Source organism: Plesiomonas sp. ZOR0011 (assembly GCF_000800945.1).
Taxonomy (GTDB): Bacteria; Pseudomonadota; Gammaproteobacteria; order Enterobacterales; family CAMTGL01; genus Plesiomonas; species Plesiomonas shigelloides.
This window is the reverse complement of record NZ_JRKB01000073.1, coordinates 126,899-139,806: the sequence shown is the minus strand read 5'-3', so window position 1 is coordinate 139,806 and position 12,908 is coordinate 126,899. Positions and strand designations below refer to the sequence as shown.

Sequence of the window (12,908 nt, the reverse complement as noted above, 5' to 3'; positions counted from 1 at the left end):
AACTGAGTGAAAAGCGTATGCCAATAGAAGAAATTTTCCGGTTGGAAGGGGATGTCGCCATCGTGACCGGTGCCGGAGCAGGGATTGGGCACTCTATTGCGACCGTATTTGCTGACGCCGGTGCAGCGGTTGTGGTGTCTGACCGTGATCTTAAAGCTGCACAAGCCACTGCCGACGAGATTTGTCGTGCTGGTGGTCAGGCCGTCGCGATTGCGTGTGATGTGACGGATGAGTCTTCACTGCAAGCGCTGGTTGATTGTGCTTTGTCTACATGGGGCAAGCTGACCATTTTGGTCAACAACGCCGGTGGCGGTGGGCCAAAGCCGTTTGAGATGTCCATGCAAGAGTTTGAATGGGCATACAAGCTGAATGTGTATTCGGCGTTTCGCTTGAGTCAGCTGTGTGCGCCGCACATGGCGGATAACGGCAGTGGCGCTATTGTGAATATCAGCTCCATGGCCGGTGAAAACTGCAACAGCAATATGGCGTCTTATGCGTCCTCTAAAGCTGCAGTTAACCATCTGACTCGCAATATCGCGTTTGATCTGGGCGCGCACGGAATTCGAGTTAACGCCATAGCACCGGGTGCGATCCGTACTCATGCGCTGTCGACTGTGTTGACCGAAGAAGTCGAGTTCCAGATGCTCAAGCACACGCCGCTTGGCCGTTTGGGCTTGCCAACGGATATCGCCTATGCAGCGCTGTTTTTAGCATCGCCAGCGTCCTCTTGGATCAGCGGTCAAGTGCTGACAGTCAGCGGTGGCGGCTCGCAAGAGCTGGAGTGATCCACGGCAGATAGCATCGCTTCATCGAATAAAAACCACCGCTTGCGGTGGTTTTTGTGTTTCTGATGGCCGAGATTGAGACATCGGAGTCACACGGCTGTCATAATAGCGCGGGTGTAATCACGGACTTATTTCGACAGAAGAACAGACATGACTGAACAATTGCGGATCTTTATTTCAGCGTCTACGGACCCTTGGTTTAATCTGGCGGTTGAAGAGTGCATTTTTCGGCAGATGCCGGCAAATCAGAAGGTGCTGTATCTGTGGCGTAACGCCGATACGGTAGTGATTGGGCGTGGACAAAACCCGTGGAAAGAGTGCAATACGCGGCGTATGGAAGCCGATCAGGTGAAGCTGGCGCGCCGGCAAAGCGGCGGCGGCGCAGTATTCCACGATCTGGGGAACACTAATTTCACGTTCATGGCTGGTAAACCGGGTTATGATAAAAGCGTATCGACCGCCATTATTTTGCGCGCGTTGGCCTCGCTAGGCATTAACGCCAGTGCCTCTGGCCGCAATGATTTAATTGTTCAGACCGAACAGGGTGAACGCAAAATTTCCGGTTCAGCCTATCGTGAAACGCCAGATCGCGGATTTCATCATGGCACGTTATTGCTGAGTGCAGATTTATCGCGTTTAGCCAATTATCTTAATCCGGATCCGAAAAAATTAGCCAGTAAAGGGATTGCCTCGGTGCGTTCTCGTGTCGCGAATTTAAATGAAATTCGTGCCGATATTGACCATGAAATAATATGTGAAGCCATTCAGCATGCTTTTATTGCGTATTATTCTTCGGATGATACCACTATGCCAATCGTTGAATATATCTCGCCAGAAAATATGCCAGACTTACCAAAGTTTGCTGAGCAATATGCGATTCAAAAAAGTTGGGAATGGAATTTTGGCAAAGCCCCCGAGTTTACCCATTTGCTTGAGCAGCGTTTTGATTGGGGTGGCGTAGAGCTGCATTTTGATGTGCATAAAGGCCATATTAGTCAGGTAAAAAGCTATACCGATAGCCTGTATCCGGAGCTGATTGAAGCGGTAGAGACGTGTTTAGTGGGCTGTATCTACAACCATGTAGAAGTGAAACAGCGTTTGGCGAGCTTGAACGCACAATTTCCAAGCCATAGCGCTGAGCTGCAACAGTTCACGCAGTGGTTAGAGAATGAACTTAGTTAAACACTGCTTCGAATAAATATTCAATCATAATTAAATGCTTGCCTGTATCTCTTGGTAAGCATTTATTTTCTTTTTATAAAAATAAAATAACTTATATCACTTAAATGCAAAGAAATGTAATACAGTGATGCAGGTCACGCGCAAGATAATTCCCCTCTGATATTTATGGTTAATATTCCCATCGAACCCACAAAATAGTTGGAGGGTCGCATGCCGGCCACATTATCTTCAGGTTATAAAACAGAAGAAACCTTCTATCAGGCCATGCGCCGGCAGGGTGTAAGCCGCCGCAGCTTTCTTAAATTTTGCAGCTTGGCTGCCACTACGCTCGGACTTGGCTCCGGCTTTGCACCCAAGATTGCCTACGCACTGGAAAATAAACCACGCGTTCCGGTTATCTGGATCCACGGTCTGGAATGTACGTGCTGTACCGAGGCGTTTATCCGCTCAGCGCACCCCCTCGCCAAAGACGTGATTCTGTCGCTGATCTCATTGGATTATGACGACACCTTAATGGCCGCTGCCGGTGCGCAGGCAGAAAGCCTGCTGCAAGAGCTAATGGAAAAACACCACGGCGAGTACATTCTGGCCGTGGAAGGTAACCCACCTCTGGGCGCTAACGGCATGTTCTGCATTAGCGGCGGTAAACCGTTTATCGAGAAACTCAAAACTGCGGCGGCGGGTGCTAAGGCGATTATTGCTTGGGGCACCTGCGCATCATGGGGCTGCGTGCAGGCCGCGCGACCTAATCCAACCCAAGCCACGCCGATTGATAAAGTGATCCACGATAAACCCATCATCAAGGTGCCAGGCTGCCCACCGATCCCTGACGTGATGAGCGCCATTATTACTTACATGGTGACGTTTGACCGTCTGCCGGATGTCGATCGCATGGGGCGTCCACTGATGTTCTATGGTCAGCGTATTCACGATAAATGCTATCGCCGTGCCCACTTTGACGCCGGTGAGTTTGTGCAATCGTGGGACGATGATGCCGCGCGTAAAGGCTATTGCCTTTACAAGATGGGTTGTAAAGGGCCAACCACGTATAACGCCTGTTCGTCTACCCGTTGGAATAACGGCGTGTCCTTCCCGATCCAGTCCGGTCACGGTTGCTTGGGGTGCGCCGAAAACGGCTTCTGGGATCGCGGCTCCTTCTATGATCGCGTAGTGGATATCCCACAATTTGGGATCCACGAAAATGCCGACAAGATTGGTCTTGGCGTGCTGGGTGTAGCCGGTGCAGGTGTGGCGGCTCATGCGGCCATCAGCGCCGTTAAACAAACCATGCGGAATAAATCGTCATCGGACAGCGTTGACAATCAGGATAAAGAATAAGGAAGCACAGCATGTCCTATGAATATCAGACTCAGGGTTTTACCTTAAGCAATGCCGGTCGTCGGCTGGTGGTTGACCCTATCACCCGTATTGAAGGTCACATGCGCTGCGAAGTGAATATCGACAGCAATAATGTGATCACCAATGCGGTGTCTTGCGGCACCATGTTCCGTGGTCTGGAAATCATTTTGCAAGGCCGTGACCCGCGTGATGCATGGGCGTTCATTGAGCGGATCTGCGGGGTATGTACCGGCGTGCACGCACTGGCTTCGGTGTATGCGGTTGAAGATGCGCTCAAAATTAACGTGCCGGATAACGCCAACATCATCCGTAACATCATGCTGGCCACCCTGTGGTGTCACGACCACTTGGTGCACTTCTATCAGCTGGCGGGGATGGATTGGATTGATGTTATTTCCGCGTTGAAAGCCGATCCGAAGAAAACCTCCGAGTTGGCGCAAAGCCTCTCCTCTTGGCCAATGTCTTCTCCGGGTTACTTCTTCGATGTGCAAAATCGCCTGAAGCGTTTTGTCGAATCCGGACAGCTTGGGATCTTCCGTAATGGCTACTGGGGCAATCCAGAATATAAGATGCCGCCAGAAGCCAACCTGATGGGCTTTGCCCACTATCTGGAAGCGCTCGATTTCCAAAAAGAGATTGTGAAAATTCACGCCGTGTTTGGCGGGAAAAACCCGCACCCGAACTGGATTGTGGGTGGGATGCCGTGCGCGATTAACATTGATGACAGTGGTGCGGTTGGCGCAGTGAATATGGAGCGCCTGAATCTGGTGCAATCGGTGATCACTCGCACCTCCGAATTTATCAATCAGGTGCTGATGCCTGATGCGCTGGCGATCGGTCATTTCTACAAAGATTGGTCAAAAATAGGCACCGGCTTATCCAACCAATCGGTACTCAGTTACGGGGCGTTCCCCGATATCGCCAATGATTTTGGTGATAGCAGCTTGTTACTGCCGCGCGGCGCGGTGATCAACGGCGACTTCAACAATATCTTGCCGGTTGACCTGTACGATCCAGAGCAGGTGCAGGAGTTTGTGGATCACTCATGGTACCAATATCCAGATGACCACAAAGGGCGTCACCCATTTGATGGTCTGACTGACCCATACTTCAACGTTGGCGCGGCAAAAGGCTCTGACACCAATATCTTGCAGCTGGACGAGCAAGCCCGTTATTCGTGGATTAAAGCGCCGCGCTGGCGTGGTCATCCGATGGAAGTGGGTCCATTGGCACGTACCTTGATTGGCTATCACAAGAAAGATGCCGCGACTGTAGAGTCTGTCGATCGCATGTTGTCAGCATTGAAAATGCCACTGTCTGGCATGCAATCAACACTGGGACGGATTTTGTGCCGAGCCCATGAAGCGCAGTGGGCAGCCGGTAAACTGCAATACTTCTTCGACAAGCTGATCACCAACCTGAAAAACGGCGATTTTGCCACTGCCAATACCAGCAAGTGGGAGCCGTCTACCTGGCCACGCCAAGCCCGTGGTTTGGGCTTTACCGAAGCGCCACGCGGCGCGTTAGGACACTGGACCATCATCAAAGATGAGAAAGTGGACTTGTATCAGTGCGTTGTGCCGACCACCTGGAACGGCAGTCCGCGTGACCCGAAAGGTCAGATTGGCCCGTATGAGGCGGCGCTGCTGGGGACCAAAATGGCCATTCCGGAGCAGCCACTGGAGATCCTGCGCACCTTGCACAGTTTCGACCCGTGTCTGGCCTGTTCTACCCACGTTTTGGGTGACGATGGCAGCGAGCTGGTCAGCGTCAAAATCAGCTGATCATCGCCAATCACGCGAAGGAGTCTGTCATGCAACATGAAAAAGAAGCTTCCGTGCCGCTACAGAACAGGGAAGGGGCAGCAGCGCAGTCGGTTGAGGTGACTTTGCCGGCTGAAGTACAGAGCCATTATGTCTTTGAAGCCCCAGTGCGTATTTGGCACTGGGGGATGGTGCTGTGCATGATGGTGCTGATCCCGACCGGTTACTGGATTGGCAAGCCTCTGCCGTCCGTACAGGGGGAAGCGACCTATCTGTTTTACATGGGTTACATCCGGTTTGCGCATTTTGCGGCTGGATTAGTGTTTATTGTCGGTTTGCTGTTTCGGATCTACTGGGCGTTTGTCGGGAACAAATACTCCCGTGAGCTGTTTGTGCCGCATGTGTGGGAAAAAGATTGGTGGCATCGCTTTTTCTACGAAGTGCGCTGGTACCTGTTTTTAGAGAAAAAACCGCATTCGACCATTGGCCATAACCCGATCGCGCAAACTGCCATGTTTGGCTATATCTTGCTGTCGATTTATATGGCGTTGACCGGTTTGGCGCTGTACAGCGAAAACACTCAGTATGCGATTTTCAAACCGTTTCGTGCGGTGGTGGAATTCTTCTACTGGACTGGCGGCAACTCCATTGATATCCACAGCTGGCACCGTTTAGGTATGTGGATGATCTGTGTGTTTATCTTAGGTCACGTCTATCTGGCCATTCGCGAAGACATCATGTCTAACGACACCATGATCTCCACCATGGTGAACGGCTATCGCTCGCCGAAAGTTAAACGCCGCAAAATCCAGGTAGCCAACATGCAGGTAACGCAGTCAGATATTGCGGAATCCAAAGCGGCAGCCACAACAAAAAATAAAACCGATGTAGCGCGGCGGGCATATTGAGCAAAGAGAGCTAGTGAATTGATCAAAACATTAAGTGATCAATTCACTAGCAGAAAATCATTAGCAAGTGGGGGTTAGTGGCCACTGGATATCAGGAGCAGTTGATGTGTCTACGCGCATAAGCTCAACTGAATAGCGCATCCACTCATTTAGCAGCGCCAGCTCTGACTCAGTTGCTATGCCAAGTAGTTTAGCTCGCTCAAGTGGTTTAATTGCTGCCTCCGCATCTACAGCAAATTGCTGTTTTTTGGCATTAGCATCGGAGACCAATTGTTCTTGAGTTGGTGGAGGTACCGGAATCCATTCACCAGTTTCTGCAGCTATGTAGTCGCCGTCATCTGGGCGCATCCCGCTCATTTGAATAAATCCAGCGGGGCACTCACCGCCGATTTGTTGAAACGAATCACCGACTTTCGCATAAACAATAAATGGCATTAATTACGCCTCTAATTTTCGAATAAATACACGGCATGGTGCAGATGTCGCAGGATTTGTTCCACCACCTAAACCGCCCAGGTCAGCCGCTGCACCTATAAGATAGTTTTTGCCAGATTGAATTACGATGCCCTCTCCTTGCACATAACCCGCACGAACTCCATAAACTGCACTAGAGCTTACATACGCCCAGCCGGGGTCTATCCATTTACCATTAAATAGCAACTCAACAGTGCACATAACCGGAGTGTTATTACCGAACGGATTGGGTATTACGTATCTAGTGTTGTTTGAAATTGTCGATGGGATTTGAGAAACAACCGTTTCATGCGGTGCACCAGTGCCTACTGCATTAACCAGACACGTTGATTTGCGAGCATTAACAGCTGACTCCAACGTTGATACACGCGCTGATAAACCGGCAATTGCAGTTGCCATGGCCGCTGCATCAACAGATCCGGAATTCAACACAGCACCGAATAGATGGAGCGTCCAAACACCTGCAACGTTGACCATCCTATTTTCAATTGCTGTATATCCGCCCTCTGATGTATCCAGCTCAAGAGTATAATTAGCACCTGGATCACCACCAATGACACCGACTTTTGCTGGAGAGTTGCCATACGGCACCAGCTTTAATATTTTGCTTGTCTGTCTTAACTCCCCGACATAAATAGCACCGATCGCTGCCTTAATGGGTCTAGCCGCATCGGCTTGAATATCACCGACAGGCGCCGAATTCTTCCCGTCGCCTCTGAATACAACTGCCGCGATGGAATCCGCGTACTTACCGTTATAATCAGGTACGCGAAAGTTTGTACTCCCATTACCATCTGTGTAACAGCCACGTTTTGACGGGTTAGCGAGCCACTCCGCCTCGGAACAAACTGGCACTAAACCGGCTTGAATGGCGGCCCATGCATCAGGGTAAAGAGTGCGGCCATTCTCAATGAGCTGGCCGTCTGCTGGAGCCTGCCCAACAGGAATTGCAGCGCGGCACGATGCCCAATCACGATGCAGAACTGGTATATCTGTTTTTTTTGCTAAGTCATCCAATATCTTTTTTAAGCCGATATTTTCATAAAAAACATCGATTTTTTTATCAGCTTTGATATCAGCACCTGGGTTTTCTCTACCCAAAAATAGCTTAGTTAATGCTTTCTTTAACTGAGAGTGATCGAGTTTATCAGGCTGTAGTTCAGCAGCTGATAACACGTTGATCAACTCATCAGTCACCATATTGAACCAATCACCACCAGGAATGGTTGGTTGCTGGCCTTGCCCGCCTTCGGTGAAGTATTGGCGAACTGATGACTGAACAGGCGGAATTGCTGGAGCTGTCGTGACACCAGTGCCATTATCGACCCAATACATAGTCAGACCTCATAGATGAATTCATAAGTAAACCCGCCCAGCTTGTAGCGTGACAGGGTGCATTCGAGCAGCAACGCCGTCTGCGTTTTCAGTGGTGTTAGCACATTGTCGGTCACACGAAATCGCCCGTCCGGCATGCCATAAACAACTACTTCCAACGTATGCCGCCAGCGATTAGGCCAGATTGGATACATGACACTGCGTAGAACGTGGTGCGGGAAGTGTTCGTTAACCTCTACAACGAAGCCGAGAGCCAGAGCCATAGCTTTGATTTGCCACGTCTGTAGGCCACCTTTGCGATGATATTTTTCAACTACAGCCGCACGGCGACTTTCAAATGACTGGCCCTGGATATTGCACTCTGGAAGCCCTAAATAGCTTTCCCACTCGGGCAACAGCTGCACCGTGGTTTCTGGCCGCATTTCAAGGTAAAGCTGATCTGCGCTAACCTCTGCATCGACCAAACGCTGAGCAAAGCCAAACACATATTTTGATAAATCAGAATCTGGGTCACGAGGCCATACTTTCCCGCGCGGCATGAGCTGTAGAAGCGCGTTATGCCATTCTTCTACTGAGTGGGCCACGTGATACCTCCGATAACGTTCAACTGGTTAGGCAGCGCTGTTACGTCACTGGACAGATTTAACGTGTAGTTCTCCACGCCAACTGCCGAACCAATCGCCGTTCGCACCTTAGAGACAAGCATTGTTTGTCCAGGGGATAACGTGCTTTGGTAGCTAATTAGATTTTTATTAATACCGGCTCGGGTGGCTGCATTGTCAGGTGTTGGCGTAATGACTAAATCAGTACGTTTAAGCTGAATACCCATATCGACAGGCTCAATGCCTCCAGGCCGACCAACTAGCACGCCTGTGGCGGGGTCAGAATGTCGAAATAAGTATGCCTGCATTGCAGTTTTATCAGTCGCGTTCGGCAGGATATCCGCTCTGTCATCGTAAACCCATGCGATACCTACCGTGCTACCGCCATGCCATGCGTCATAGCACCACGCACGGGTTACACCAGGCAGCTCACGCATCCACGCAACATAATCATGCACAGCTCCACCTGATGGCGGATTTTGCTTACGAAATAGCAGGCGCTCAAGAACTTGGCTGATGGGCTCAATGTCGGCACCACCGCTGATACTTCCACACGTCCCCGTTGATTGAACACCAGGCACTGGCGTAACTAGTGATAACGATTCTCCGCCAAGGATGTTGCCGGATGCGCCAGCGACTTTGGCTTGAATACGCACAACAACCGATCCAGCGCTAGGGCTACCAGAGGAAGTGACAGTGTATTGCCTGCCGTCCTTGTGCTGTAAAACGGTATCAACGGGGACCGGCACCGATGATTGCAGAGTCACCGGCCCCACGGCATAGCTGGCCAACTTACGAATGACACCCTCATATTGCGCTGTTTCAACAATCGTTTGGTCTTCGGATTCGGTCGTTGGAATGATCTGTCTGACAATCCACATTTGATGGTCATACAGGTCACGTACACCACTCGCCACCACGGTATTCAGCGCTTTTTCAATACCAAACTTTGGCAGCAACGTATCCAGTGACGACTCAAGATCTAGCTGTCCTGACGCGATTAGCTGGCGGAGAGTAGGAATGTTATACGGCATTCGCCTGCGCCTCCCATCGCTTGTTGATAGTCATAGGCACCTTGGTTCCGTCTGGACGTGTAATAACGATATCCAGCTGCAGTAGCTGAAACTTAGGAATAGAGCCAGTCACCACAATATCTCGGGCGTAATCGGGCTTTAAATGGGTATCAAGGGCGGTTTGAGCATAGGTTACAGCTTTATTGCGAACATCAGTGGTGAGCTTAGAGCGGTCTAGTAACCAGAGTTTGCTGCCCCACGGTTCATCTGCGAAGGTGTCGCCAATCCAGCCGCGTTGATCACCAGAGCCATCCGGTAACACATCAGATTCATCAGCTCGGGCATCGGTGAAAAGAATCATCAAAACCAGTGTGGCCAGCCCATCATCCTGACGCAAACCGGCCGAGGTGATTTCGATATCGCCTCGGCCGGTTTCGTTGTTCCAGATGATTGCTGTAGTCAATTGCCCCTCACACAGGGGCACCAACCCCTTTCTCATGATCGTGGCCCTTCACAGAGATATCACCGACTTTCATATCTTCATCTGAAGTTACTAGTCCGGTCACATGTAAAGCGCCTTGAATTTCTGTCATGGGGGAAATGATGGTGTGTTTCTCTGCTGCGTTCAAAATGACTGATTTCGCTTGAATTTCGACTAAGCCATTTTCACGCAGAATGATGCGATGACCTTCAAGATGGTATACACAACTATCACCCTCAGCCAGATCTTTTGGTCGTACAGATTTATCTTCAACGGAGATAGCAACCAACCCCGCGCGCGAACCACCAACGCTAAGAACGATAGCCTCTGAGCCTGCTGGGGGCACACTCGTATGCCCATAATTTTGAAAACGTTCAACATCACTCGCGCTTTCATCGGCCAGTACTTTGAGCTGCAAATTTTGCCGCTGCAGGGCATCATTAACCAACGTAATTACAGCACGGTCAGCCAGCAGTCGAATCCGGCGCTGCAGTGGCGCAAGCAGCTTCTGCACATCACGCAAACTTACGCCCATGTTTCAACCTCCTTCGTCCGTTTTTTCGATACTTCGGCTGGGATGAGCATTGCCTCACGGGGCATCAGATTAATGATAGATATCCGGCCGCTTTTATCATCCTCAATCAGCGTCACCACGCTAATGAGCCATTTTGCATCTAAGACCTGAATATCATCTTTTACTGGGCACATGCGGTTAATTTGCCACAGAGGGCCAGTATCACCCTCGATTCCTTGAGTTCGCCAGCCTGCCACCGTGATTTCAGTTTGCGTCCCTTCGCCCAAGGCTCGTTGCATTTGCCACTGACCGCGAATACTCGCACCTGCAGCAGTTGTCACATCTTCGGCAATGATAATTCGAGGTCGGTAACGAGTGATACTTGGGTCAGTAACCACGGCTTTTTGGCCGCCTAACGTGCTGGGTGCCGAGTTACTCCACGTTTCACCACCACCGTAGCTGCTGCCTTTTACAATCCATTCTGATGCCCGATCCTTTGTGCTGAATCGGCCTCTGGCGGCTAAGACATTAACCCCAAGTTCAAGCGTTGTCCCCATATCCTGTTCACTGGCTTGCGTGATAACGAGCTGACCGAGTTCATTGGTTGTTAACAATAAAGCTCGCTGCTTGGCCAAACGGTCTAACAGTTCAAATCCTGTTTCCCCTTGTTCGATAGCGACACGAGGAAATGCCGCACCAACATCACACTCAACGGATACAGTAATATTGAACGGTGAGCAGATATCACGGGCGACCTGATCAAACTTAACGTTACTCCACTGACCTGATTTATAGATCGCCGAACAGTCCACTAAGTCCGCAGTTTTACTACGACCATTCACGACCCATGAGACTTCTTTGGCGTCGTAACTGGGGATGAAGTCATCAACGTATCCGGTTAGCGCGGTGTCATCACCGATTTTCACGACACAGCTGCTCAACGGCTTAATCTCTAATGGTTTGGCATCCTCCCATTTGCGCGTTAACGACAACTCAAATGAGCCCGCAACATCAATCAGCGAGCGCGTGATACGCACTTTTTGCCAGCCACCATAAATTTTTCCGTCAACCAACAGCGTAATGGGCTCAGACATCGATCACCTCGACCGCAGTGCTTGGCGTAATGAATGTTGGATTACGCAGTTTATTACTGCTCACAATCCGATCGCGGTACTCCGCATTACCATATTGCTGCCACGCTAATAATGCCGATGGTGTAGTCGTGTTAACCGTAATTTGGCGGCGGCGCGGCAATTTTGCTGCCCGTTCTTTATTGTCATTTAATAGCGCCAAACGTAGATCACGTAATGCACGCCACACCTCGCTGTCACCGGATTCCACCGCATCAACGGCCAACTCAGCCAAGCGATTTGCGAGCGTATTGTTCATTGTTTCGACTTCATCAGCAGTCAGCTGCACGTTACGATCTGCGCCCACTACACCATCAATTACGACAGGACGACTCACCGTATTATTAGACTGATCACCGGTTAGCGATTGCCCGATAGTCACCGTGGCCATGCTGTCTTTGGTGAAGTCTCGGGTGCTGGTGAAATTGGCATCAGCAATGGCACTGGCCGCTGATATTGCCGCGGCGCGGTCAATTAGCTGGGTGAATTGCTGCCCATTTGACAATGCAGCATTCAGCTCTGTCGGCGTATCAATGGTGGGTACTGACGATGCCAGACGTGTTTTCACATCTGCGCTGATGCTTGTTGGCAAACCGCCTGTGATGGCCAGTTCTGCACGCATACCTTCCCAACGACGGCTAATCTGGTCATAGACACCCAACGCGCGAATAGGGTCAGTAACCACACCTTTTACATCTTCCACGATACCGGTGACTTCACGGGCTAGACTACCTGGATACGCGAGCAGCCCACCCACGCTATCTTTTGTGCGGATGAGGCGGTCAGTCCATTCACGGAATTGATCGGGCAGTGTAGGCAAGCCACGGGTGAACTCATCCATATCATCGAGAAAGGTATCAACCATGGTCCCCATGTTATCGATGCCAGTGATAAAGCTATCCATGAACGACTGTTCAGAGGCTCCCATAGCAGCACCTGCAGCATTACCCAGCGCACCCGCCGTATCGATAGCCGATGACGGGAACAACCGCGTACCGGCTTCCCAGACAGTGAACGTGACGTAAGCCACGCCGTCTTCTTCGTTATCGAGCCGGTGACTGACTTCGCCCACTTGCACCGTACGCACGCCCCACCACGGGTGAATCATTTCACACGTACCAGGCTGGTTCAGTGCATCCAACAGCGAACGGAGTTTAGACAGATAATCTTTGCCGACCACTTTCCCCACGATCTGCTCGTTTGTCAGAACAGCGCCGTTATCTTCTGTCCATCCAGTTTCACGCTTGGGATATTCACGCGGAATAGCACGACGGCCACCTTTGCCGTCCACGGTATTCAGTAGGAACTCAACGCCACGAACTGAGGCCGTTAAACGCTCTTTAAAGCTCATCTAAACCCCCG

The 12,908-nt window shown here is 50.7% G+C and carries 12 protein-coding genes and 1 pseudogene; 5 read left to right on the top strand and 8 right to left on the bottom strand.

Going from position 1 to position 12,908, the window contains the following annotated elements:
* Positions 1-17: 17 nt before the first annotated feature.
* From hdhA to cybH, 5 genes and pseudogenes are all read left to right on the top strand, one after another.
* Positions 18-785: a 7-alpha-hydroxysteroid dehydrogenase gene (gene hdhA, locus L975_RS14080; protein WP_010863919.1), complete on the top strand. Its 768-nt coding sequence runs from the start codon at positions 18-20 to the stop codon at positions 783-785.
* 150 nt (positions 786-935) lie between these two features.
* Entirely contained in the window at positions 936-1,967 is a 1,032-nt protein-coding gene (locus tag L975_RS14075; protein ID WP_047709094.1) for a lipoate--protein ligase, read from the top strand.
* 210 nt (positions 1,968-2,177) lie between these two features.
* A complete protein-coding gene (locus L975_RS14070) occupies positions 2,178-3,305 on the top strand; it encodes a hydrogenase small subunit (RefSeq protein ID WP_010863917.1) in 1,128 nt (375 codons plus the stop codon).
* A gap of 11 nt (positions 3,306-3,316) precedes the next feature.
* Entirely contained in the window at positions 3,317-5,110 is a 1,794-nt protein-coding gene (gene hyaB, locus L975_RS14065) for a Ni/Fe-hydrogenase large subunit (RefSeq protein ID WP_047709093.1), read from the top strand.
* A gap of 29 nt (positions 5,111-5,139) precedes the next feature.
* A pseudogene (cybH, locus tag L975_RS14060) lies at positions 5,140-5,880 on the top strand (Ni/Fe-hydrogenase, b-type cytochrome subunit); the annotation flags it as partial.
* Between the two features lie 177 nt (positions 5,881-6,057).
* Here cybH and L975_RS17355 read toward each other — a convergent pair.
* The 8 genes from L975_RS17355 to L975_RS14020 are packed head-to-tail and all read right to left on the bottom strand — an operon-like array spanning position 6,058 to position 12,897.
* On the bottom strand, positions 6,058-6,432 hold the full coding sequence (locus L975_RS17355) for a tail fiber assembly protein (protein WP_052181488.1): 375 nt from the start codon (positions 6,430-6,432) through the stop codon (positions 6,058-6,060).
* 3 nt (positions 6,433-6,435) lie between these two features.
* Positions 6,436-7,806: a hypothetical protein gene (locus L975_RS17350; protein ID WP_052181487.1), complete on the bottom strand. Its 1,371-nt coding sequence runs from the start codon at positions 7,804-7,806 to the stop codon at positions 6,436-6,438.
* A gap of 2 nt (positions 7,807-7,808) precedes the next feature.
* Complete coding sequence (locus tag L975_RS14045) at positions 7,809-8,390, bottom strand: YmfQ family protein (protein ID WP_047709092.1); 582 nt, start codon at positions 8,388-8,390, stop codon at positions 7,809-7,811.
* Positions 8,375-9,442 (bottom strand): baseplate J/gp47 family protein, encoded by a 1,068-nt coding sequence (locus L975_RS14040; protein WP_047709091.1) that lies wholly within the window; start codon positions 9,440-9,442, stop codon positions 8,375-8,377. The genes L975_RS14045 and L975_RS14040 overlap by 16 nt, the downstream gene beginning before the upstream one ends.
* Entirely contained in the window at positions 9,432-9,884 is a 453-nt protein-coding gene (locus tag L975_RS14035) for a phage GP46 family protein (protein ID WP_047709127.1), read from the bottom strand. The genes L975_RS14040 and L975_RS14035 overlap by 11 nt, the downstream gene beginning before the upstream one ends.
* 7 nt (positions 9,885-9,891) lie before the next feature.
* Positions 9,892-10,437, bottom strand: coding sequence for a phage baseplate assembly protein V (locus tag L975_RS14030; protein ID WP_047709090.1), 546 nt, complete (start codon positions 10,435-10,437; stop codon positions 9,892-9,894).
* On the bottom strand, positions 10,428-11,510 hold the full coding sequence (locus tag L975_RS14025) for a phage baseplate assembly protein (protein WP_047709089.1): 1,083 nt from the start codon (positions 11,508-11,510) through the stop codon (positions 10,428-10,430). The genes L975_RS14030 and L975_RS14025 overlap by 10 nt, the downstream gene beginning before the upstream one ends.
* The gene (locus tag L975_RS14020; RefSeq protein ID WP_047709088.1) at positions 11,503-12,897 is read right to left on the bottom strand and encodes a DNA circularization protein; all 1,395 of its coding nucleotides are present in this window, start codon (positions 12,895-12,897) and stop codon (positions 11,503-11,505) included. The genes L975_RS14025 and L975_RS14020 overlap by 8 nt, the downstream gene beginning before the upstream one ends.
* Between the last annotated feature and the right edge of the window lie 11 nt (positions 12,898-12,908).

Coding starts and splice junctions, on each gene's coding strand:
- L975_RS14075 (WP_047709094.1), top strand. CDS start 936: ATGACTGAACAATTGCGGATCTTTATTTCAGCGTCTACGGACCCTTGG.
- hyaB (WP_047709093.1), top strand. CDS start 3,317: ATGTCCTATGAATATCAGACTCAGGGTTTTACCTTAAGCAATGCCGGT.
- L975_RS14040 (WP_047709091.1), bottom strand. CDS start 9,442: ATGCCGTATAACATTCCTACTCTCCGCCAGCTAATCGCGTCAGGACAG.
- L975_RS17350 (WP_052181487.1), bottom strand. CDS start 7,806: ATGTATTGGGTCGATAATGGCACTGGTGTCACGACAGCTCCAGCAATT.
- L975_RS14025 (WP_047709089.1), bottom strand. CDS start 11,510: ATGTCTGAGCCCATTACGCTGTTGGTTGACGGAAAAATTTATGGTGGC.
- L975_RS17355 (WP_052181488.1), bottom strand. CDS start 6,432: ATGCCATTTATTGTTTATGCGAAAGTCGGTGATTCGTTTCAACAAATC.
- L975_RS14020 (WP_047709088.1), bottom strand. CDS start 12,897: ATGAGCTTTAAAGAGCGTTTAACGGCCTCAGTTCGTGGCGTTGAGTTC.
- hdhA (WP_010863919.1), top strand. CDS start 18: ATGCCAATAGAAGAAATTTTCCGGTTGGAAGGGGATGTCGCCATCGTG.
- L975_RS14070 (WP_010863917.1), top strand. CDS start 2,178: ATGCCGGCCACATTATCTTCAGGTTATAAAACAGAAGAAACCTTCTAT.
- L975_RS14030 (WP_047709090.1), bottom strand. CDS start 10,437: ATGGGCGTAAGTTTGCGTGATGTGCAGAAGCTGCTTGCGCCACTGCAG.